We start from the raw sequence: 20,749 nt of genomic DNA, 5'->3' as shown, positions 1-20,749 counted from the left end.
TAATTGACCATGGCTATTGATATAAAAGTTCCACAATTACCTGAATCTGTTGCTGATGCAACAGTCGCTACCTGGCACGTAAAGCCAGGAGATAAAGTCTCTCGCGATCAAAATCTGGTCGACATTGAAACTGACAAAGTGGTGCTTGAAGTTGTCGCACCTGAAGATGGCGTAATCGGCGAAATCATCGCTGAAGAAGGCGCTACCGTCGGTGCCGACGAAGTTATCGGCAAACTTGAAAAAGGTGACGGTAATGGCTCGTCAGATGATTCAGACGACAAGTCTGATAAAAAGTCTGATGACAAATCTGACAAGAAATCTGATGACAAGTCTGACAAGAAGTCTGATGAGAAATCTGACAAGAAGTCTGACAAAAAGTCTGACGACAAATCTGACAAGAAATCTGATGGCAAGTCTGACAAGAAAGCAGGTTCAGGTGAAAAGCTTGAAGTTAAAGTTCCGCAACTACCAGAATCTGTTGCCGATGCGACAATTTCTACCTGGCACGTTAAAGCGGGCGATAAAGTCACCCGCGACCAGAATCTGGTCGATATCGAAACCGACAAGGTTGTGCTGGAAGTAGTAGCTCCTGCCGATGGCGTACTTGCAGAAATTAAGCAGGATGAGGGCGCTACAGTTGGTGCCGACGACGTTATCGGTATTGTTGAAGCGGGCGGCGAAGGCGCCGCTGACGACGACGTAGGCGGTAGTTCTACTACGGAGAATGGTGACTCTGGAGAAGAATCTGAATCTTCAGACGATGCCAGCGACAAAGAAGTTGCTGGTCCGGCAGTGCGTCGTTTGCTGGCTGAGAATAATTTGAAAGTGTCTGACGTTAAAGGCACTGGCAAAGGCGGTCGCGTGACCAAAGAAGACGTTGAGAAACATGTTAAAGACGGCGGTAAGAAAGAAGCACCAGCTGCCGCGAAGAGCGAAAGCAGTGCACCCGCAGCCGGTGATCGCGATCAGAAGCGCGTACCTATGACGCGTTTGCGTAAAACGATCGCCAAACGCCTGTTGGAGGCGAAGAACGCGACTGCAATGCTGACCACGTTTAACGAAGTCAACATGAAGCCGATCATGGACTTGCGTAAGAAATACAAAGACGAGTTTGAGAAGCGTCATGACACCCGTTTAGGTTTCATGGGCTTCTACGTAAAAGCCGTCACCGAAGCTTTGAAACGCTTCCCGGAAGTCAACGCCTCAATTGATGGCGATGATATCGTTTACCATAACTATTTCGATATCAGCATCGCGGTATCTACTCCTCGCGGGCTGGTTACTCCGGTATTACGTGATGCGGACAAGATGAGCATCGCTGATATTGAAAATGGTATTCGCGACCTGGCACTGAAAGGTCGTGACGGGAAACTGACCATGGATGACATGCAAGGCGGTAACTTCACCATCACTAACGGTGGCGTATTCGGCTCATTGTTGTCGACACCAATTTTGAATCCACCGCAAAGTGCAATCCTGGGCATGCATAAGATCCAGGACCGGCCGATGGCAGTGGATGGCAAAGTTGAGATTCTACCTATGATGTACCTGGCATTATCCTATGACCACCGCATCGTAGATGGTAAGGAGTCAGTTGGCTTCCTGGTTACCATCAAAGAATTGTTAGAAGATCCGCAGCGTTTGCTGTTGGACATTTAACATTGAGCACAGCCGCAGCGTCGTAATCTTGTTACATTCACGCTTGCGGCTGTCTTTTTGCCGCGCAAAACTGTAAAATACGCGCGAATTTTCGGGTAAGCAGCATGACGCTGCTTTTGTTGTTCAAACGAATCGGAAGATCATCATGAATTTGCATGAGTATCAGGCCAAACAACTCTTTAAAGAGTTCGGTTTGCCAGTATCTGAAGGCTACGCAGTTGACACTGCGGATGAAGCCGTTGAAGCTGCCAAGAAAATTGGCGGTGATCGTTGGGTTGTCAAAACCCAGGTACACGCCGGTGGCCGCGGTAAAGCGGGCGGTGTGAAACTTGTTTCCAGCCTTGACGACGTGCACGCGTTCGCGAGCAACTGGTTAGGTAAAAACTTAGTAACGTACCAAACAGACGCTAACGGTCAGCCAGTATCAAAAATCTTGGTTGAAAGCCTGACCGATATCGCTTCTGAACTGTATCTCGGTGCCGTCGTTGACCGTGCAACACGTAAGATCGTGTTCATGGCGTCAACTGAAGGTGGCGTTGAGATTGAAAAAGTTGCTGAAGAGACACCTGAAAAAATCCTGAAAGCAGTGATTGACCCGACCGTTGGCGCACAGCCGTTCCAAGGTCGTGAGCTTGGTTTCAAGTTAGGTCTTAATCCCGACCAGGTGAAGCAGTTCACCAAAATCTTTTTAGGTTTGGCGAAGATGTTCGAACAGTACGACTTCGCACTGCTCGAAATCAATCCGTTGGTGATCACCGAGCAAGGCAACCTGCATTGTCTCGACGGTAAAATCAATATCGATAGCAACGCGCTATACCGCCAGCCGAAAATCAAAGAAATGCACGATCCGTCGCAGGAAGACGAGCGTGAAGCGCAAGCTGCTAAGTGGGAACTGAACTACGTTGCGCTTGACGGCAACATTGGCTGTATGGTCAACGGTGCAGGCCTTGCCATGGGTACCATGGATATCGTTAAGCTTGCAGGTGGCGAACCGGCAAACTTCCTCGATGTTGGTGGCGGTGCGACGAAAGAGCGTGTTACCGAAGCGTTCAAAATCATCCTGTCTGACAGCGCTGTAAAAGCCGTGTTGGTTAACATCTTCGGCGGTATCGTCCGTTGCGACATGATTGCTGAAGGCATCATGGGCGCAGTAGAAGAAGTCGGCGTTAAAGTTCCAGTAGTTGTGCGTCTTGAAGGTAATAACGCAGAACTTGGTCGTCAGAAATTAGCAGAAAGTGGCCTGAACATTATCGCAGCAGAGAGCTTGTCTGACGCTGCAGATAAAGTGGTTGCTGCGGCAGGAGGTCAATAATGTCTATCTTGATCGATAAAAACACCAAAGTTATCTGCCAGGGTTTCACTGGCGGCCAGGGTACATTTCACTCTGAGCAAGCAATTGACTATGGTACACAAATGGTCGGCGGTGTAACTCCGGGTAAAGGCGGTCAAACGCACCTTGGATTACCGGTATTCAATACAGTTCGCGAAGCGGTAGAAGCAACTGGTGCGACTGCATCAGTTATTTATGTACCAGCTCCGTTCTGTAAAGATTCCATCATTGAAGCTGCTGATGCAGGTATCGAGCTTATCGTCTGTATCACTGAAGGCATTCCGACCCTGGATATGCTGTACGTGAAAGAATATCTGACGCACAAAGGCGTGCGCATGATTGGTCCGAACTGCCCGGGTGTCATTACGCCTGATGAGTGTAAGATCGGTATCATGCCTGGCCATATCCACAAGAAAGGTAAAGTGGGTATCGTTTCACGTTCAGGTACCCTGACTTATGAAGCGGTTAAGCAAACTACAGATGAAGGTTTCGGCCAGTCCAGCTGTGTTGGTATCGGTGGTGACCCGATTCCTGGTTCAAACTTTATCGACATCCTTGAGTTGTTCGAAAAAGATCCAGAAACTGAAGCTATCGTTATGATCGGCGAAATTGGTGGTACCGCAGAAGAAGAAGCTGCTGAGTACATCAAAGATCACGTAACCAAGCCTGTTGTATCTTACATCGCTGGTGTTACTGCACCTCCGGGTAAACGTATGGGCCACGCAGGCGCCATCATCTCTGGTGGTAAAGGTACTGCTGATGAGAAATTTGCTGCACTTGAAGCTGCTGGCGTAAAAACCGTACGTAGCCTGGCTGAAATCGGCAAAGCGTTGCGCGAAAAAACGGGTTGGTAAGGGTTTTTTATCCGCACGTTTTTCCGTAATAGGATAGCAATTGAAAAGGCACTGTCGGCAACGTCAGTGCCTTTTTTGTCTGCGCAAGCCGTTTAACGAGTTTTCAAAGGAATTTTTCAGGTGGCAGGATTTACCAAACTTAGCCTTACCTTGTTGGCCTTGGTCGCCTTTGCTGGCAATTCAGTATTGTGTCGTTGGGCGCTCGCGGAATACCAAATGGATCCGGCACGGTTTACCTTGCTGCGCCTGGTCAGTGGAGCCATGGTGCTGGCATTGCTGGTTTTCTTTACGCGGCGCAAGCAGATTGCTGTGCAACAGCTGCGGCCTGAAACACAGGCTTCGTTATCCTGGTGGGGAGCGCTATGGCTGGTCACCTATGCGCTGGCCTTCGCTTACGCATACGTAGGTATAGCGACTGGCGTTGGCGCACTGGTGCTGTTTACCGCCGTGCAGTTTAGTATGTTGGCGATTTCGGCCTGGCGTGGTGAGCGTTATTCAGTGGTGGAAATCCTGGGTGTAGCCTGTGCCTTGTCAGGGTTCGTCTATTTGGTCTGGCCGCAATTGGCTGCGCCGGTATCCGTGGTCTCGCTGCTTGCCATGGTGCTGGCCGGAGCCGCCTGGGGCGCATATAGCACCCTAGGTCGCGGGTCACCGACACCCTTACTTGATACCAGGATTCATTTTTATCGCGCAGTGCTGCTCGCATCGCCGGTGCTGTTCATCATCGAATGGCAACAGCAATGGTCATTGCCGGCAGTTGTCTTAGCTTTAACGTCGGGCGCACTAACCTCGGCTGTGGGTTATGCTATCTGGTTCAAAGTACTTCCGCATCTGCGCGTCACCACCGCCGCCGTAGGTCAGTTAAGTGTGCCCATTATTGCTGCGTTAGGCGGTATCCTGTTTGTTAATGAACCCATCGAAAGCCGGTTTGTTATTGCCAGCGCGGTCATCCTTTTGAGTATTTTCGTGGTGATCAAAAGCAGATCCAACAAAAGACAAACAAAATAACTCACCTTTATTCATAGTTTTACTATTTCTCGTAATACGCTACGCTAGATTTTAAAAGAATAACTAACTAAAACTTACCACAAGCAAAGTTGTCCTGCGGAGACACAATAATGAAAAAGTGGATTTTGTTAGCGATATTGGCGCTGGCGGCCTGGAATTATCATCTGAATCAGGAGGCGGCCGAAAAGGGCGAGGAACGCGGTTTCATAAAAGAGATTGTGCAAGGTGTGCAGGGGGCAGTTTTTAAACGCGATCCACAGTATCGTTGCGATGGCCGCAGGTTCTGTAGCGAAATGCGCTCCCGCGACGAGGCCATGTTCTTTCTGAGTAACTGCCCCGAGACGCAGCTGGATGATAACGCTAACGGCATTCCTTGCGAACAGCATTTTGCTCCAGAATAGTTGGTATGAACAGTTCTGCCAACGCATTGCGACGACTACCGATTCCCATTTTTGAAATCCTCTCAAGTTAACACTTTTTTACTGGGCAGAGCGCAACTGACGACGTATGCTTAATCTGAACATTAAACCTGGGTTTTCGTAATGCATAAAAAACTTGTTCTCCTTGTTTTGTTGGCATGCGCCATAGGTATTTGGCTTGCTGCTGCCTGGATGGATGCCAATTCAAAAGCAATTGTTGAGGTTGAAGTAAGTAAAACAGAACAAGACGAATGGTTTGTCGCGTATCATTTTGAAGAGCCGGTCGAGCGGGTCACCTTTATCCGCAATCCAGACACTTCAAGATTACAACGATGGGCACCTATCGAGCCAAATTATTATCTCGCCGTTGATAGCGAAACCGGCAACGAGTATGTGGCGCGCTCTGACGGGCAAGCATTTAACAGCGTCGCCTTTCAACTGGATCCCACCTATGTTGCATTGCGCAAGGATTACGCGCCGTTTTCAACGTTTAGTGACGGTGGCACCGCCTGGTTTACTGGCCGGTTTAAGGTATGTCCGCAAAGTTGCTCAAGTGCGCTGGCGTTTTCCTATAATTTCACCATGCAAGCACCGCTAAGCGATTATATTCGTTTACCCGAGCAAGCGGTTCGCGGCGAGCTGAACTGGCAGGAATCGGCCAGTGACGGGCAGGTGGTCTATGTTGGACCTCAGGCTGCAGATGCGACAGCGAAAAATGGTTTTGAAACCATTATTGACCCTATTTTACCCGCCTCGCTGAAGCAACGCCTGCGTCAGGACGTACCGCCGCTTACCGCTTACTTCAATCAACGGATGCCGCACTTAACCGAACGCCCTATGCTACTGGCGTCATTTAGCCCAACAACTGACGGCCGCTTTGGCTATCAGGGTGGGGTGATCGGTAATCAAATGTTGTTGCACTGGTACGGGCACAGCATGGCTGAACGCGTGACCGCACCTTATTTTGTTGAGGATACCTTGTGGTTTGTTGCCCATGAGTTCGCCCATCTGTATCAGGCCGGGCAATTCAGCAACGAGCAGGCCTGGATTCATGAAGGGGCAGCAGAATTTATGGCACTGAGCTATCTACGTACAATCCGCACCAATGGTGTGTATTTAAATCATCGCCTGCAGGGCGCAAAACAAAAGTGCGCTACAAGTGAGGATACATTCGAGGTGCACTATGCGTGTGGCTTGCTGTGGGCAGCGGATATTGATCAGCAGATTAAACTGCAGTATCCACACGGGCTTTTCTTCCTCTGGTATATGTACGTGCAGGAACTTGCCGAAGACCCTTATGCTGATACGTATCAGCTGTACTTCAAATTACTGGCGCAGCTGACCGATGAAGCCTTTGCTGAGCAGCTGCGTACCCGTGTTGAACTGCGTTACCAGCAGTTACCCGCGGTGACCGGTATTGCTCCCTAGTTAATTTCTGCCGCTGAGTGGTGAAATAAGTTGAACTATTTTCAGCCTGTTGCCATACCTAATGAATCTGTAATCAACGTTTGGCAGATTCTTTTCAGATCTTTTTGTCAGTGAAGGAGACAAAAACTATGGGTTATGCAAAGCAAATTTTAGCACCACTTTTGGTGTTTAGCTGTGCCACTTTAAGCGCTGCAACTGCGGCAGATGATCACACTGTTAGTCAGGCTCCTGGCTACTATCACATGAATGTCGGAGAGTTTCGCATTACCGCACTGAACGATGGTACCAGCGACATGGCTGCAGCCCGGTTGCTGCATTGGGATGAAGATAAAATCAACGCGGCACTTGCGAAAGAGTATTTAACGTCGCCCGTTGAAGGCTCGATCAATGGATTTTTAGTCAACACCGGTGAGCATTTGATCCTTGTCGATACCGGCATCGGTAGTGGCGTGCGTCCGAGTCTAGGCCAGTTAAAGGATCATATTGAAGCGGCGGGTTATACCGCGGCTGACATCGATGCAATTTATATTACTCACATGCACGGTGACCATATTGGTGGGTTGCTTGATGGCGAGCAACGGGCATTCCCTAACGCTACGGTTTATGCCCACGAGCGTGACGCGAATTATTGGTTGAACGAAGACGAAATGGCAAAAGTTGCGGAAGAGCGCCGGGGAAGTTTCCAAAACGCAATGCGTCTGTTTGCTCCTTATCAAGCCGCAGATGCATTTGTAACATTTGCCGACGGTGAGCAACTACATGAGGGTATTGTGGTAAATCCAACTCCTGGCCACACGCCCGGTCATAGTGTTTACCATGTTGAAAGTAATGACCAGACCATGGTGATCTGGGGGGATACCTTACATGTGGCTGCGGTACAGTTCCCTCATCCAGAGGTGACTATCGCTTACGACAGTAACCCTGAACAAGCGCGTGAGCAGCGGCTAAAACTATTTAAACGTATCGCCGAAGAAGGCCATTGGATTGCCGGGGCGCATATTTCCTTTCCGGGGATTGGTCGCATGAAGGCGGAAGCTGACGGATACCGTTGGGTACCCGCCAACTATACCACCCGGATCGAATAAGCAGGACTTAAGCGAGTTGCGCAATAGCTTCGTCAGCGGCTGCCAGAGCTTGCTGACGGGGCTGTTCGCCTAAATTAACCCCTTCCGCACGGATGATCTGTACATCGGTCAGGCCAATAAAGCCTAATGCCTGACGCAGATAGCTTTCCTGATGGTCCATTGCTGCAGCTTCACCCTTGCTGTAAATACCACCACGACCTGAGGCGAGATAAACTTTCTTGCCTTGCAGCAGGCCTTTTGGACCTTGTTCCGTGTAATTAAAAGTGACGCCCGCCTTCAACACCCGGTCAAGCCAGGCTTTAAGCTGGGTTGGAATAGTGAAGTTATACATAGGTGCGCCAATGACCACCACATCTGCGGCAAAGAGTTCGTCCAGCAGGGTTTGCGCCAATGGGTCATGCTCAGCTAACAAGGTTTCAGCATCGAGGTGTGGAACCGGACTGTTGACCAAATCACGGTAAACGACCTGATCCTGTTCGCCGCTGATCCGTTTTACGATCTGCTGACTCAACTTGCGGCTGACCGACTGCTCTAAGAATAAACCTGAATCTAAATGCAAAATGTTCATCATAAACTCCAAATTGGGTGCGCTGTGTTCTTCATATGGAGGCAGTCTATCAAGTTCCAAAAATGGTGGTAGATGGTTATAATGGAAACTATCGTTCCAATAACGGAACAAGGTAGTTACTTTTAGCTGGCCATTAACACTTGGCTACCAGGGCGGAGTTCACCATGTCATTACCCGATCTCACCAACTACTTAATTTTTGCCCGCGTGGTCGCTGCCGGCAGCATCAGCGCAGGTGCGCGTGAGCTGGGAATGCCCAAATCAACGGTCAGTCGACGGTTAACGGAACTGGAAGATGAGCAGGGCATTCGTTTGGTACATCGCACGCGCAAAGGCTTAAAATTGACTGATATTGGTCAGGCTTTTCTTATCCATTGCGAAGCTTTGGTGAGCGCCGCGGAGGCAGCGCAACAGGTGACCCAGTTGGTCCGTGAAACCCCGCGTGGCACGGTAAATGTCAGTTCACCCTATGCCTTGAGCCAGAGTTTGCTGACCGTGCTGTTACCCCCTTTCATGCAGGCTTATCCTGAGGTGAACGTACAACTCACGGTGACTAACCGTCCGATCAATCTCATTGATGAGAGCATCGACGTTGCTTTGCGCGTACGCTCGTCTATTGAAGATTCAAGTCTGATTGCCCGCCCACTGGCGGACTCTCCCGGCACGCTTTATGGCGCTCCGGCACTTCTGGCCCGCTTCGGCACACCGCAACATCCGTTGGATTTACTGCAGTTTCCGCATCTGTCATTACATTACACCAGTGGGCGTTATACTTACCCGCTAAGTGCTGAGAACGGCGAGCAGCTGAGTATTAGTTTCAATCCGCGGTTGATTACTGACGACATGCTAGTGCTGCGTGAAGCGGCGGTGCAGGGCGAAGGCTTAGTTGCACTGCCGAATTACCTGTGTGCTGACGCAGTGGCGGCAGGGCAGTTGCAGCGTGTCCTGCCGAACTGGCAGTTACCTGTTGGCATTATGCACCTGGTTTACCCTCATCGGCGCGGGCTGTTGCCTGCCGTGCGGGTATTTATTGATTACATGGTGGAGCATATTCCTGCGCTTGCGCAACGTTCGTTATTGATCGGATAAGCAATGCTCTCTACAATCGTTTAAACGATTGTTTGAAAAAGGCCAGAAACAAGATGGATTTTAGCCCCAGCGATAAGACTCTTGATTACCGTAAGCGTCTGATTAAGTTTATAAAAGAAAACATCGAACCAATTGAAGCGAACTACCATAAAGAGATCCGACGCCTCAACCCGGACGGTAACTGGCGGGATTGGCAAGTGCCACCGGTGGTTGCCGAGTTAAAAGCGAAAGCGCAGGAACAGGGGTTATGGAACCTGTTTTTACCGGATGCGAAACTTGGTGCGGGTCTGACCACCACTGAGTATGCACCTTTGGCAGAAGTCATGGGTCATAGTCTGCTCGCGCCGGAGGTATTTAACTGCAATGCTCCGGATACCGGCAATATGGAGGTGCTGTACCACTTTGGCAGCGCCGCGCAAAAAGAGCGTTGGTTACAACCTTTGCTGGCCGGTGAAATACGTTCAGTTTTCTGCATGACTGAGCCGGACGTTGCCTCTTCAGACGCCACGAATATGCAAACCTCGATTGTGGCTGATGGCGATGACGTGGTCGTCAATGGCCGCAAATGGTGGTCGACGGGGCTAGGTCATCCGGATGCTAAATTTGCCATTGTAATGGGTCTTACTGATGCTGGAGCGGCCAAGCACGAGCGCCACTCGATGGTCATCGTACCCTTGGACGCCCCAGGTGTGAATATCGAACGGATGTTGCCGGCCTTTGGTGAATATGATGCACCTTATGGTCACGGCGAGGTGCGCTTTGATAATGTCCGGGTGCCGAAAGACAATCTGATTGCCGGTTTGGGTCAGGGCTTTAAAATAGCTCAGGGACGGCTGGGTCCGGGGCGCATCCACCATTGCATGCGCGCACTTGGTGCTGCGGAGAAAGCGTTACAGCTATTCATGCAACGGGGTCAGGAGCGCATTGCCTTTGGCCGGCCACTGTTACAGCTGGGCGGAAACATGGAGCGTGTCGCTGACATGCGGATCGCTATTGATCAGGCGCGTTTGCTGACCTTTTTCGCCGCCTGGAAAATTGATCAGGTGGGAGCCATGAAAGCGCTGGCGGAAATATCTGCCATAAAAGTAGCTGCACCCAACGTATTGCAACAGGTAGTGGATGAGACCATTCAGCTCTATGGCGGTGCTGGTATGAGCCACGACACGCCGCTCACCCAATTATTTGCGGTGGCCCGCGCGTTGCGAATCGCCGATGGGCCAGATGCGGTGCATCGGGCGACCATTGCCAAAGTTGAATTGAACAAGTACCGGGAGCGCTAGCATGAGCGAACGGCGTCTGGAAGACAAAGCCGGTGAAGTGCGCGAAGGTGAGGAGCTGCCGATCGCCAAGCTGGCAGCCTACTTGCGTGAGCACTTTCCGGACCTTGAGGGTGATTTAACCGTAACCCAATACGCTGGCGGCGCCTCGAACTGGACCTATCGTCTGCAATTTGCCAATGCCGACTGGATTTTGCGGCGCCCTCCGGCCGGCACTAAGGCGGCTTCAGCGCACGATATGGGGCGCGAGTACCGACTGCAAAGCGCATTACAGCCGGTGTATCCCTACGTTCCGAAAATGCTGCATTACACGGATGATGAGAGCATCATCGGCGCCGAGTTTTATATTATGGAACGGGTAGCCGGAATTATCCCGCGGAAAAATATGCCACGCGAGTTAAAGCTGAGCGAAGCGCAGACCCGGCAACTCTGCCAGAATGCCCTTGATTGTCTGATTGAGCTGCACCAAATAGACATTCACCAGCATGGCCTTGATAGTCTTGCCAAAGGGGAAGGCTACACCGAGCGTCAGGTACTTGGCTGGAATAAGCGTTATCGTCAGGCAAAGACCTGGAACGTGCCGAAAAGTAAAAAGATAATGGCGTGGCTGGAGCGTAACCGCCCGGAAAACGAACGCTTGTGCATGACGCATAATGATTTTCGCTTTGATAATCTGGTATTGGATAGTACTGATCCCACCCGGATTATTGGCGTGCTGGACTGGGAGCTTGCGACCCTGGGTAACCCGTTAATGGATCTCGGTAATAGCCTGGCTTATTGGATTCAGGCCGACGATGATGCGATTGCGCGTTCGACCCGCCGCCAGCCGACCCATCTGCCGGGGATGATGACCCGCAAAGAAGTGATCGACTATTACTGCCAGCGGATGGATGTTGACGTTGCTGATTTCACGTTTTATGAAGTCTTTGGACTGTTTCGTTTAAGTGTTATTGCGCAGCAAATTTATTATCGTTATCACCATAAACAAACCCGCAACCCGGCGTTTAAGAACTTCTGGTTCCTGGTGCATTATTTACACTGGCGGTGTCGCCGATTGATCAAACAGCAGGGGAAAGCATGAGCCACGCAGTACGCAAAACCATTTTAATCACAGGTGCAAGCTCTGGCTTAGGCGAGGGTATGGCGCGCGAATTCGCCAAACGCGGACGCAACCTGGCACTCTGCGCCCGGCGCACTGACCGCCTGGAGCAGTTGCAGACTGAGTTGGCAAAGGATTATCCGAATAGCAAAGTCAGTGTGAAAGCGCTCGATGTTAACGATCATGACGCGGTGTTCCGGGTGTTTGAAGAATTTAAGGCAGAGTTTGGTGAACTCGACCGCGTTATCGTTAACGCCGGGATGGGCAAGGGCGCGTCCTTAGGTACAGGTTATTTTTACGCCAATGTGCAAACCGCTCAAACTAACTTTGTAGGCGCTTTGGCGCAGTGCGAGGCAGCGCTGGAAATCTTTCGTGAGCAAAACAGTGGCCATCTGGTGACCATCAGTTCAATCAGTGCATTGCGGGGTATGCCGCGGGCCATGACGGTTTATGCTGCGACCAAAGCGGGCTTGTTATCACTGACTGAGGGGATTCGTGCGGACCTGATTAAATCGCATTCACCGATCAAAGTGAGCTGTATTTTGCCGGGCTACATTCGTTCGGAAATTAACGAAAAGGTGAAAAATACGCCGTTTATGATCGACAACGCGACCGGTTGCCGGTTATTAGTCAAGGCGATTGAGAAAGAGCCGGTACAGTCGTATGTACCGACCTGGCCGTGGGCGGTTATCGGCTTTCTGATGAAGCGCTTACCTCTGAAGATGGTGATGAAACTCGGCTAGTCGAGGTTATCTGTGGCGGTCAGAGAGCATTGATCAACGCGCTCGGTAGCAATACTGAGCGTACGTGCGCCACCCGCTTTCAATTCATAGATAAATGAAGCAGCCGGAATATTCAGTTCGCCGCGCGAATTGTCATGCATGATTGTCAGCTGACGCTCATCCACTTTAATTTGCAAACAACCGCTGGCAAGTGGAGCTGTCGCCAACCGTTGCCATTCCTCAGTAACCACCTTGTAAGCCCATACCTCGTAACCTTCCCAACCCAGATCATTGCCGCGCTGACACTGGTACAACGAAAGCTGGGCTTCGGCATCAACGGTCGTCTGGGTCTGCAGGGGCTGGCAGTCGGAGGTGGTCGGGGGATCCGGTTCGTAGACCGAAAGCTGGTATATAAGTACCGAAATAAAAAAGACCGTCAAGGTGATACCGGCTGCTAAAAACCAGAGTCCAACCCGTTTGGTGAAATCACTAAGGCTACGTATGAGTCCCATAAACTGCCCCTATTCCTTGCTTTTTGTCTCAAGTTCCGGTGCTAATAAGCGTTCACCCGCGTAGTGCGCGACCTGACCGAAGCGTTCATGCGCCGCGTTCCATTCCTGCTGCGCTTGCTTAATACGCTGTGGTTGCCCACTGACAAAATTCCACCACATGTGGACAGGTTTCGCAAAAGCCTCACCGCCGAGGATCACGATCAGCGTATCTGCGGCGAGTTCCAGTGTCAGTCGTTCACGATCGCTACCAAGGAACAGCAGCTCATGTGTGGTCACCTTCTTGCCTAAACAATCCACGCGACCGGAAACCACGTATATACCGTACTCAAACTCGTCGTTGAGCATCAGTTCACTTACCGCTACCCGAGGGGTCTGGAGCTGTAGCGCAAAGCCCGGATGAAACTGCAGTGCAGGTGAATGATAACTACGTTCACGGCCTTGGTAGTCACCGACGATCAAGGTGGCCTGAGCATCGCCGATAGCAAATTGCGGCAACGCCTTGTAGTGATCAAAGCGGGGCGTGGTTTCTTCATCAGCTTCCGGTAGTGCCGCCCATAATTGCAAGCCCTGTAACGGGTCACGAACCTGCTGCGCTGCAACTTCGGCATGGGAAATGCCGCGGCCCGAGGTCATTAAGTTTAATTCATTGGCGAGCAAGGGTTGTTCATAGCCGAGGCTGTCTTGATGGAGCAATTGACCGGACACCAGCCAGGTAATGGTCTGTAACCCTATATGCGGATGTGGGGGCACATCAAATTGCTGATAATCGGCCGGTGCTACTGGGCCAAAATGATCGAGAAAACACCAGGGGCCAATCATACGCAACTGACGCTGAGGCAGACTTCTGAAGACCCGCAGCTGTGGCGTGAGTTGGCGCGGAAGTGCCGGCAGCACGCTGGCCTCGCGGCGCAAATGCTCGGATTCACAGGTGGTCGGTTGCGCTTCGGCATCGTTTTTTGTTCGCGTCATGGCGGTGCTCCATAGCTGCTGTTAGCCGCAGTATGCCATTAGAATAACCAAGGGTCGATATGCGACTATCCGCTGACTTCCTTCTTAGGCTAAGATTAGTTAAGGTTAGACCAAGTACAAGGAGCCTTTATGATTTATGCCATTATCATTATCGTTATCGGCATCGCCGTGTTCTTCAGTGGTATATGGGAGCAAAATTTAGCGACCATAATTCTCGGTGCGCTGCTGGAAGTTGTCGGTTTGGTCAGCTTCTTTTTTAAGTGGCACGCTGCTAAAAAACAAGGAAACATGAAAAAAAATGAAAAGTAGTATCACAAAACGTATTGGCTCGCTCGCCGTTATTGTCGCCGGTTTGTTAGCGGCTGTATTGGCTCCCGCAGGTGGTAATACCGCCAGTTGGCGCTGGTTCGGACTGTTTTTGATTGTGCTTGGGGTGTACTTTTTGCTGGGCCAGAAAACCACCGATGAACAACGCACTGCCGAAGCTGAGCAACGTGCAGAAAGTCCACCACTACGTTGGTACCAGTCGCCCATTTTATGGGTACCTGTGATCGTAGCCGTGGTCGCTATTCTATCGCTGCTGGTTTAGGAGTAAGCCATGTCGCTTACTAAGCGTTTAATTATCTTAGCTGGTTTGATCGGCTTAATGTTCTATAACGCCAGTGTCGAACAATTATGGGCCACCATCGTCGACTATCAGTTGAACTGGTATAAGTTAGGCGTTCCCTTGGCCTGGGGACTGATCCTTGGAGCACTGGTAAATCTGGTTGCCCTGCAGCAACTGCAGAAATGGCTGGAACCGCTGACCTTCATAGCTGCGTCGCTTATTACTTTGGGGCTTACCGGTGCGGCGGCAGTATACGCAGCGCATCAGCAAGGTAGTTTGATATTGCCGCCCTTATCGATCACTGCGGTCGGTCTTGGAATTTATCTGTTTGTTTACAGCTATGCGCGCTTTGCTGCGCATAAGCGTGACGACAACTCGGCCAAAGAAAAGAAAGAATCTTGAGCATGGATCTTAATTGCGACTTAGGTGAAGGCTACGGCGTCTGGCGCATGGGCGATGATGCTGCGGTCATGCCGTTTATTGATAGGGCAAATATTGCCTGTGGCTTTCACGCTGGTGATTACAGCATTATGCAAAATACCGTGCGTCTGGCTAAACAACACAAAGTGTTGATTGGCGCGCATCCGAGCTATCCCGATCGCCATGGCTTTGGTCGCAGAGCCATGCGCTTCAGTGCCGATGAATTGCGGGCGATATTGCTGTATCAGATTGGTGCGCTGGAGGCTGTCTGTCACGCCGAGCAGGTTCCGCTCAGCTATGTGAAGCCCCATGGTGCTATGTATAATGCGATGCAGGTGGATAGCCAGTTGTTTGAGGTCATTGTGCGCACCTTGAGTGAGTTAAATCGTGGTCGGGCAGAGCCACTGGCATTAATGACCCTGGCCAAACTCCATCGCGAAACCGAAGCGAATCTGGCGGCACGCTATCAGGTTCCTTTGTTGTTCGAAGCCTTTGCCGATCGCTGCTACGAAGCTAACGGCGAACTGCGCGCCCGGACATTTGAAGGTGCTGTGCTAAGTGAAGAGACGGCAATTGTCGAACAGGCACTGGCGTTTGCGGGAGGACGTGCCGTTCAGGCACACGATGGCAGTGAGCTGCTGTTGGCCGCCGATACACTATGTGTGCATGGCGATAATCCCCAGGCGCTGGCCGCGGTAAAAGCTATTCGTGCACGACTATGACCATGAACTGGACCTTTCAAACTGCTGCAGCTGATGCGCTTATGGTGCAATTCGATGCGCGGATTGACCTGCAGATTAATGCTAAAGTTCAGCAACTGGCCAGGCGCCTGCAAACTATGCAAAAGGAAGACACGGACTGGCTGCGCGAGGTCGTGCCTAGTTATCGAAGCCTGTTGCTTTATTACAACGTACTGGAATGCAGTGAAGCGCAGGTACGGCGAGCGTTAAAACCAGTGATTGATGAGGTCGTGAGCGGTGCAGATGATACTGCCATCGAATCTCAGCATCATGAAATCGAAGTTTGTTACGCTACTGAACTGGCGGCGGATTTAGCCGCTGTTGCTGAGCACTTGCAGGACTCCGTCGAAGCCGTAGCTAAGTTGCATAGCGCACCAACCTATCATGTCTATACCCTTGGTTTTGCCCCTGGATTCGCCTATATGGGCGATGTCGATGAGCGCCTGCGTATGGCGCGTCACGCGACACCGCGACAAAAGGTGCCGCGCGGCAGCGTCGCTATCGCCGAGCAGCAAACCGCAATTTATCCGCGAACCTCTCCCGGTGGCTGGCAAGTGATTGGCCGCGCCGTGCAATGGCCGCAATTGCACCCTGGTGATACCGTGACATTCAAAGCCATTAGTCGTGAGCAGTACGAGCAATTGTGTGAGGCCGAGGGAACACAAGATGTCTGAATTGCTAAAGATTCAACAACCCGGCTTGTTGGCAACCTTACAGGATCTTGGGCGTTTTGGTTATCAGGCTCAAGGTATAACTGAAGGCGGGCCTATGGACGAGCGCGCATTTTTATGGGGCAATCGACTGCTGGGAAACTCATACAATGCGGCACAAATTGAAATTACTTTAGGTCAATTCAAAGCAACTTTTACCCGCGCGACATTATTTGTCGTAACCGGCGCAGAATTTCCGCTAATGCTTAACGGCAAAGGCATCAAAAGCTGGCGCGTCACTCAGGCCCAGGCGGGCGATACGCTCGCTATTGGGACCAACGAATCGGGTTTACGCTGCTATCTGGCAGTATCCGGTGGCTTTGCAGCGAAACCGGTGTTTGGCAGTGTCGCCACCGTCGTCCGTGATGAACTTGGTGGCTTGCATCAGCAGGGGCAGCCCCTGCGTAGTGGTGATGTGCTGAACGCGGGCAATGGTGGCGGGCAGACGCTGGAAAGTCGACGACCCAGTAGTTCGGTTGTCACAGCAGTGCCGGCTCGCCCGGTACTGCCATTGATCCCCGCCGCACAAGTGCAATTATTCAGTAAAGCTGCACGGGAACTGTTGGTCAAACAGACCTACCGGGTCACTGAGAAGCAGGATCGAATGGGAGTGCGGTTGCAGGGTCAGCAACCTTTACCCGATGTACCTGCCAGTATGATTTCTGAGCCACTGCCTATTGGCAGCGTGCAAGTGCCAGCGGATGGGCAGCCGATTGTAATGATGAATGACCACCAGACATTAGGTGGCTATCCCAAAATCGGCGTGCTGAGCTGGACCGCTCGTAGTATTCTGGCTCAGCTTCCTGCCGGCCGTAAATTCCAGTTTCGCTGGCTTGAACTTGCCGAAGCGCAACGGGAACTGCGCCAGGTTTGGCGTTTTTTCAATATCCAGCGTTAATTGTCGCTGCACACTCTGGCGCAAGCCTTGCCAGCCGCCTCATAAACTGCGATCATAACGCTCATTTTTTGATGTTCGGAGAAGTAAATTCCATGGCAGCCGACGCGCCTCGCAGTAACTTTATACGTCAGATTATCGATAAAGACCTTGCCAGTGGTAAGCACACTCAGGTCCACACGCGATTTCCGCCTGAACCTAACGGCTTTTTACACATTGGCCACGCGAAATCCATCGTGTTGAACTTCGGTATTGCAGAAGATTACCAGGGTACCTGCAATCTGCGTTTTGACGATACCAATCCGCTGAAAGAAAAGGTCGATTTCGTCAACTCAATTCAGCAAGACGTGCGTTGGTTAGGCTATGAGTGGGAAGGCAAACCACGTTACTCTTCAAACTATTTTGACAAGTTACACGGTTACGCCGTTGAACTCATTGAAAAAGGCCTGGCCTACGTCGACTTTTCCACTCAGGAAGCGATGCGCGAAATGCGCGGCACGCTGAAAGAACCTGGTGTAAATAGCCCGTATCGCGACACCTCGATCGAAGAAAACCTGAAGCATTTTGCCGATATGACTGCGGGCAAACATGAAGAAGGCAAGGCTGCGTTGCGCGCCAAAATCGATATGAGCTCGCCTTTTATGGTGCTACGTGATCCGGTGATCTACCGCGTACGCTTTGCCCACCATCACCAGACGGGTGATAAATGGTGTGTTTACCCAATGTACGATTTCACCCACTGTATTTCCGATGCGATAGAAGGGATCACCCACTCATTGTGTACCCTTGAGTTTCAGGATAATCGGCGGTTATACGATTGGGTGCTGGAGAACATCAGCATTGATTGTCATCCACAACAAATCGAGTTTTCGCGCCTGAATCTGCAGTACACGGTGATGAGCAAGCGCAAATTACACCTGTTGGTGGAAGAGGGTAAAGTGAGTGGGTGGGATGACCCACGCATGCCAACCATTGCCGGTATGCGGCGTCGTGGCTATACACCAAGCTCAGTGCGTGAGTTCTGTCATCGCATTGGGGTGACGAAAATGGATAACCAGGTTGAAATGAGCATGCTCGAAGCCTGCATCCGTGATGAACTTAATCATGGCGCACCGCGCGCCATGGCGGTACTTGATCCGGTGCGTCTGGTCATTGAGAACTATCCGGAAGGTGAAGTTGAGCAACTGCAGGCACCGAATCATCCGAACGATGACAGCATGGGAACCCGTGAACTGCCTTTTGCCCGGGAAATCTACATTGAACGTGACGACTTCCGTGAGTCGGCAAATAAGAAATATAAGCGGCTGGTACTCGACAAAGAAGTACGTTTACGTAATGCCTATGTGATTAAGGCTGAACGCGTCGACAAAGACGCAGATGGCAACATTACCACCATTTACTGCACTTACGATCCTGAGACTCTGGGTACGGACCCAGCCGATGGCCGTAAGGTGAAAGGCGTAATTCACTGGGTTGCTGCGGAACATGCAAAGCCAGCGGAATTCCGTTTGTACGATCGCTTGTTCCAGGTACCGAACCCAGCCGCAGAGGAAGACTTTTTCAGCACCCTGAATCCAGCCAGTCTGGTGATCAAACAAGGCTTTGTCGAGCCAGGTATGGCTAGCGCGACAGCTGAACAACCGTTTCAGTTTGAGCGTATCGGTTACTTCTGTGCGGACAGTCAGGACAGCTCAAGCGAGCATCTGGTGTTCAATCAGACCGTCGGCTTGCGCGATACGTGGACCGACGAGGCCTAGACCTCGCCGGTTATTGGTGACCTTAACCTCTTAGTTTAAGGTCGCCAATTCAATTCGCGCGGCAGCGCCATACAAAGCTCCCGAATCACCTTGTACCTCTCCTTCCGGAGTGATCGTCGGCCACAATTCAGGTAACTCAGTCAAAACCATTTCAACTTCAGAAATAGCTGCAGCGTTGGCGTCACGCTGGCTTTGACTCAACTCTTCAATACGAGCTTTGGCGATTTGGGTAAAACCGTAGGCGTCCTGAAATTCATGAACGTTAACCACAGCACCTTGTTTAACGCCAATGTCGTATTCTTCACCGGCAGTAAGTAGCATTGTGCTTAAGCTCATTAACACGTCTCTAACGGATTTTTGCGTCACTTGTTCAGCTTCGGTAATTGCGGCCACCAGTTTTTGATATGCTGCATCGACCGCAGCGTCACCTTGCTCATCGTTAACCGCATTTGCCAGGGCGCTGAGTTCAGCGCTAAATCCGCTTTGTTTACGTGCAGTAAAGGCTGGTACTAAAGCTGCATAAAGTTCATCTTCAGGGTGTTTCATGTGCGTCTTTGCCATTGCTATATGACCTTGGTCATAAAGCTTCTTTCCGACGTAAAGATGCCCGCGGATAAGCCCTAACTGGGCGAGATAAGCACTGTCATTGACGCGCAAATCCACTGCGCCGGAACCTTCGCCTTCACCTTCACCGCCACCACCTTCAAATGGTGCGATGATGCTCGTAGTGTGCTGATGCTGTGAAATAGGTTCAACTTCGTTGGCTTGCACCGTAGTACTGCCAAGCACAGCAGCACCTACTGCCAGCCATATTTTACGCTTTTCATTCATACTCGTGACCATCCTAATTGCTTAACTTGTGCGAGATTGGTTATACTGCACATAATTCCACAAATGAGAGTCATTCTCAATACCGGTTATTATGATCTTACATATTCAAAATGTTATCGATCCTGCAACCTTGTCAGTCATTCTTGACAAGTTAACCGCAGAGACCTTTGCTGACGGGCGTGAAAGTGCCGGTTGGGCGGCCAAAGAGGTTAAGAAAAATCAGCAATTGCGGGCACCACACCCGTTAATTGAGTTGGCGTTAGCCCGACTTAAGAAGCACGAGTTGGTGCAGCAAGCGGCGCGTCCAGCGCAGTTCGTTAATACCATGATAAATCGATACGAGAGAGGACAGAGTTATGGTTCTCACATGGATGACGCACTCATGATAAAACGCGATGAAAGGGGTGAGAGCTATGTGCGGACCGATATTTCATTCACTCTTGGACTGACTGGACTATCAGATTATGAAGGTGGGGAATTAGTTATTGAGGACAGCTCCGGTGAACGCGCCTGGCGGTTAGATGCCGGAGATTTACTACTCTATCCCAGCCATTTCTTACATCGTGTGAATCCAGTTACTGCAGGAGCACGTGTGGCAATGGTTGGATGGATCGAGAGTTTATTGCCCGAAGCGCAGCAGCGGGAAATCTGTTTTGAGTTATTCCAAGCCTTGCAACACGAATTCAAAACCCAGGGAAAGTCCGCGCAGTTTGACGTATTGAGTAAAACCTACAACAATCTTTTGCGACGCTGGGTCAAACGCTAAGATCA

23 protein-coding genes are annotated in these 20,749 nt (G+C 50.9%); 19 read left to right on the top strand and 4 right to left on the bottom strand.

The features are described from left to right. Nucleotides 1–9 precede the first annotated feature (9 nt). From odhB to CWI69_RS04675, 7 genes are all read left to right on the top strand, one after another. A complete protein-coding gene (gene odhB, locus CWI69_RS04705; protein ID WP_126762338.1) occupies nt 10–1,659 on the top strand; it encodes a 2-oxoglutarate dehydrogenase complex dihydrolipoyllysine-residue succinyltransferase in 1,650 nt (549 codons plus the stop codon). A 145-nt stretch (nt 1,660–1,804) separates the two neighbouring features. Beyond that, the gene (sucC, locus tag CWI69_RS04700; protein ID WP_126762336.1) at nt 1,805–2,971 is read left to right on the top strand and encodes an ADP-forming succinate--CoA ligase subunit beta; all 1,167 of its coding nucleotides are present in this window, start codon (nt 1,805–1,807) and stop codon (nt 2,969–2,971) included. Further along, nucleotides 2,971–3,843: a succinate--CoA ligase subunit alpha gene (gene sucD, locus CWI69_RS04695; RefSeq protein ID WP_126762334.1), complete on the top strand. Its 873-nt coding sequence runs from the start codon at nt 2,971–2,973 to the stop codon at nt 3,841–3,843. Before sucC ends, sucD begins: the two co-directional genes overlap by 1 nt. Before the next feature lie 120 nt (nt 3,844–3,963). Then, nucleotides 3,964–4,851, top strand: coding sequence for a DMT family transporter (locus tag CWI69_RS04690; protein ID WP_198678883.1), 888 nt, complete (start codon nt 3,964–3,966; stop codon nt 4,849–4,851). A 110-nt stretch (nt 4,852–4,961) separates the two neighbouring features. Further along, nucleotides 4,962–5,252 carry an excalibur calcium-binding domain-containing protein gene (locus CWI69_RS04685; protein ID WP_126762333.1) on the top strand — a complete coding sequence of 97 codons (291 nt, stop codon included), beginning with the start codon at nt 4,962–4,964 and terminating at the stop codon, nt 5,250–5,252. 141 nt (nt 5,253–5,393) lie between these two features. After that, nucleotides 5,394–6,698, top strand: coding sequence for a hypothetical protein (locus CWI69_RS04680; protein WP_126762331.1), 1,305 nt, complete (start codon nt 5,394–5,396; stop codon nt 6,696–6,698). 128 nt (nt 6,699–6,826) lie between these two features. Then, nucleotides 6,827–7,783, top strand: a complete 957-nt coding sequence (locus CWI69_RS04675; protein ID WP_126762329.1) for an MBL fold metallo-hydrolase — start codon at nt 6,827–6,829, stop codon at nt 7,781–7,783. 7 nt (nt 7,784–7,790) lie between these two features. Here CWI69_RS04675 and CWI69_RS04670 read toward each other — a convergent pair whose 3' ends face one another. After that, nucleotides 7,791–8,351 (bottom strand): FMN-dependent NADH-azoreductase, encoded by a 561-nt coding sequence (locus CWI69_RS04670; RefSeq protein WP_126762848.1) that lies wholly within the window; start codon nt 8,349–8,351, stop codon nt 7,791–7,793. 164 nt (nt 8,352–8,515) lie between these two features. Here CWI69_RS04670 and CWI69_RS04665 point away from each other — a divergent pair, with 164 nt between their 5' ends. The 4 genes from CWI69_RS04665 to CWI69_RS04650 are packed head-to-tail and all read left to right on the top strand — an operon-like array spanning nt 8,516 to nt 12,558. Continuing rightward, complete coding sequence (locus tag CWI69_RS04665) at nt 8,516–9,439, top strand: LysR family transcriptional regulator (protein WP_126762327.1); 924 nt, start codon at nt 8,516–8,518, stop codon at nt 9,437–9,439. A gap of 53 nt (nt 9,440–9,492) precedes the next feature. Then, nucleotides 9,493–10,719, top strand: coding sequence for an acyl-CoA dehydrogenase family protein (locus CWI69_RS04660; RefSeq protein ID WP_126762325.1), 1,227 nt, complete (start codon nt 9,493–9,495; stop codon nt 10,717–10,719). Between the two features lies 1 nt (nt 10,720). Next, a complete protein-coding gene (locus CWI69_RS04655) occupies nt 10,721–11,797 on the top strand; it encodes a phosphotransferase family protein (RefSeq protein WP_126762323.1) in 1,077 nt (358 codons plus the stop codon). Then, nucleotides 11,794–12,558 (top strand): SDR family oxidoreductase, encoded by a 765-nt coding sequence (locus tag CWI69_RS04650; RefSeq protein ID WP_126762321.1) that lies wholly within the window; start codon nt 11,794–11,796, stop codon nt 12,556–12,558. The genes CWI69_RS04655 and CWI69_RS04650 overlap by 4 nt, the downstream gene beginning before the upstream one ends. Here the strand turns inward: CWI69_RS04650 and CWI69_RS04645 are convergent. Then, nucleotides 12,555–13,049, bottom strand: a complete 495-nt coding sequence (locus tag CWI69_RS04645; protein WP_126762319.1) for a hypothetical protein — start codon at nt 13,047–13,049, stop codon at nt 12,555–12,557. The genes CWI69_RS04650 and CWI69_RS04645 overlap by 4 nt on opposite strands. 9 nt (nt 13,050–13,058) lie before the next feature. Continuing rightward, a complete protein-coding gene (locus CWI69_RS04640; protein WP_126762317.1) occupies nt 13,059–14,018 on the bottom strand; it encodes a pirin family protein in 960 nt (319 codons plus the stop codon). A 129-nt stretch (nt 14,019–14,147) separates the two neighbouring features. Here CWI69_RS04640 and CWI69_RS04635 point away from each other — a divergent pair, with 129 nt between their 5' ends. The 7 genes from CWI69_RS04635 to glnS all read left to right on the top strand — a co-directional run bounded on the left by CWI69_RS04635 (nt 14,148) and on the right by glnS (nt 19,147). Further along, a complete protein-coding gene (locus CWI69_RS04635; protein WP_126762315.1) occupies nt 14,148–14,327 on the top strand; it encodes a hypothetical protein in 180 nt (59 codons plus the stop codon). Further along, entirely contained in the window at nt 14,317–14,607 is a 291-nt protein-coding gene (locus tag CWI69_RS04630) for a hypothetical protein (RefSeq protein WP_126762313.1), read from the top strand. The genes CWI69_RS04635 and CWI69_RS04630 overlap by 11 nt, the downstream gene beginning before the upstream one ends. 9 nt (nt 14,608–14,616) lie before the next feature. Next, nucleotides 14,617–15,027 (top strand): hypothetical protein, encoded by a 411-nt coding sequence (locus tag CWI69_RS04625; protein ID WP_126762311.1) that lies wholly within the window; start codon nt 14,617–14,619, stop codon nt 15,025–15,027. 2 nt (nt 15,028–15,029) lie between these two features. Further along, complete coding sequence (locus tag CWI69_RS04620) at nt 15,030–15,767, top strand: 5-oxoprolinase subunit PxpA (RefSeq protein ID WP_126762309.1); 738 nt, start codon at nt 15,030–15,032, stop codon at nt 15,765–15,767. Between the two features lie 2 nt (nt 15,768–15,769). Beyond that, nucleotides 15,770–16,459: a 5-oxoprolinase subunit PxpB gene (gene pxpB, locus CWI69_RS04615; protein ID WP_157984239.1), complete on the top strand. Its 690-nt coding sequence runs from the start codon at nt 15,770–15,772 to the stop codon at nt 16,457–16,459. Then, entirely contained in the window at nt 16,452–17,393 is a 942-nt protein-coding gene (locus CWI69_RS04610) for a 5-oxoprolinase subunit C family protein (protein ID WP_126762306.1), read from the top strand. The genes pxpB and CWI69_RS04610 overlap by 8 nt, the downstream gene beginning before the upstream one ends. 92 nt (nt 17,394–17,485) lie before the next feature. Next, nucleotides 17,486–19,147: a glutamine--tRNA ligase gene (gene glnS / locus CWI69_RS04605; RefSeq protein WP_126762304.1), complete on the top strand. Its 1,662-nt coding sequence runs from the start codon at nt 17,486–17,488 to the stop codon at nt 19,145–19,147. Nucleotides 19,148–19,177: 30 nt separating this feature from the next. Here glnS and CWI69_RS04600 read toward each other — a convergent pair whose 3' ends face one another. Then, the gene (locus CWI69_RS04600; protein ID WP_126762302.1) at nt 19,178–19,978 is read right to left on the bottom strand and encodes a hypothetical protein; all 801 of its coding nucleotides are present in this window, start codon (nt 19,976–19,978) and stop codon (nt 19,178–19,180) included. A gap of 91 nt (nt 19,979–20,069) precedes the next feature. On the opposite strand from CWI69_RS04600, the gene CWI69_RS04595 reads away from it, so the two are divergent. Further along, a complete protein-coding gene (locus CWI69_RS04595) occupies nt 20,070–20,744 on the top strand; it encodes a Fe2+-dependent dioxygenase (protein WP_126762300.1) in 675 nt (224 codons plus the stop codon). Nucleotides 20,745–20,749: the final 5 nt, after the last annotated feature.

Origin of the sequence: Pseudidiomarina halophila, from assembly GCF_003987215.1 — a bacterium.
Lineage (GTDB): Bacteria > Pseudomonadota > Gammaproteobacteria > Enterobacterales > Alteromonadaceae > Pseudidiomarina > Pseudidiomarina halophila.
This window is presented reverse-complemented; position numbering and strand designations above follow the sequence as displayed.

Excerpts from the sequence above, each read along its gene's own strand:
- odhB (WP_126762338.1), top strand. The coding sequence starts at position 10 with ATGGCTATTGATATAAAAGTTCCACAATTACCTGAATCTGTTGCTGAT.
- sucC (WP_126762336.1), top strand. The coding sequence starts at position 1,805 with ATGAATTTGCATGAGTATCAGGCCAAACAACTCTTTAAAGAGTTCGGT.
- sucD (WP_126762334.1), top strand. The coding sequence starts at position 2,971 with ATGTCTATCTTGATCGATAAAAACACCAAAGTTATCTGCCAGGGTTTC.
- CWI69_RS04685 (WP_126762333.1), top strand. The coding sequence starts at position 4,962 with ATGAAAAAGTGGATTTTGTTAGCGATATTGGCGCTGGCGGCCTGGAAT.
- CWI69_RS04680 (WP_126762331.1), top strand. The coding sequence starts at position 5,394 with ATGCATAAAAAACTTGTTCTCCTTGTTTTGTTGGCATGCGCCATAGGT.
- CWI69_RS04675 (WP_126762329.1), top strand. The coding sequence starts at position 6,827 with ATGGGTTATGCAAAGCAAATTTTAGCACCACTTTTGGTGTTTAGCTGT.
- CWI69_RS04670 (WP_126762848.1), bottom strand. The coding sequence starts at position 8,351 with ATGAACATTTTGCATTTAGATTCAGGTTTATTCTTAGAGCAGTCGGTC.
- CWI69_RS04665 (WP_126762327.1), top strand. The coding sequence starts at position 8,516 with ATGTCATTACCCGATCTCACCAACTACTTAATTTTTGCCCGCGTGGTC.
- CWI69_RS04660 (WP_126762325.1), top strand. The coding sequence starts at position 9,493 with ATGGATTTTAGCCCCAGCGATAAGACTCTTGATTACCGTAAGCGTCTG.
- CWI69_RS04655 (WP_126762323.1), top strand. The coding sequence starts at position 10,721 with ATGAGCGAACGGCGTCTGGAAGACAAAGCCGGTGAAGTGCGCGAAGGT.
- CWI69_RS04650 (WP_126762321.1), top strand. The coding sequence starts at position 11,794 with ATGAGCCACGCAGTACGCAAAACCATTTTAATCACAGGTGCAAGCTCT.
- CWI69_RS04645 (WP_126762319.1), bottom strand. The coding sequence starts at position 13,049 with ATGGGACTCATACGTAGCCTTAGTGATTTCACCAAACGGGTTGGACTC.
- CWI69_RS04640 (WP_126762317.1), bottom strand. The coding sequence starts at position 14,018 with ATGACGCGAACAAAAAACGATGCCGAAGCGCAACCGACCACCTGTGAA.
- CWI69_RS04635 (WP_126762315.1), top strand. The coding sequence starts at position 14,148 with ATGATTTATGCCATTATCATTATCGTTATCGGCATCGCCGTGTTCTTC.
- CWI69_RS04630 (WP_126762313.1), top strand. The coding sequence starts at position 14,317 with ATGAAAAGTAGTATCACAAAACGTATTGGCTCGCTCGCCGTTATTGTC.
- CWI69_RS04625 (WP_126762311.1), top strand. The coding sequence starts at position 14,617 with ATGTCGCTTACTAAGCGTTTAATTATCTTAGCTGGTTTGATCGGCTTA.
- CWI69_RS04620 (WP_126762309.1), top strand. The coding sequence starts at position 15,030 with ATGGATCTTAATTGCGACTTAGGTGAAGGCTACGGCGTCTGGCGCATG.
- pxpB (WP_157984239.1), top strand. The coding sequence starts at position 15,770 with ATGAACTGGACCTTTCAAACTGCTGCAGCTGATGCGCTTATGGTGCAA.
- CWI69_RS04610 (WP_126762306.1), top strand. The coding sequence starts at position 16,452 with ATGTCTGAATTGCTAAAGATTCAACAACCCGGCTTGTTGGCAACCTTA.
- glnS (WP_126762304.1), top strand. The coding sequence starts at position 17,486 with ATGGCAGCCGACGCGCCTCGCAGTAACTTTATACGTCAGATTATCGAT.
- CWI69_RS04600 (WP_126762302.1), bottom strand. The coding sequence starts at position 19,978 with ATGAATGAAAAGCGTAAAATATGGCTGGCAGTAGGTGCTGCTGTGCTT.
- CWI69_RS04595 (WP_126762300.1), top strand. The coding sequence starts at position 20,070 with ATGATCTTACATATTCAAAATGTTATCGATCCTGCAACCTTGTCAGTC.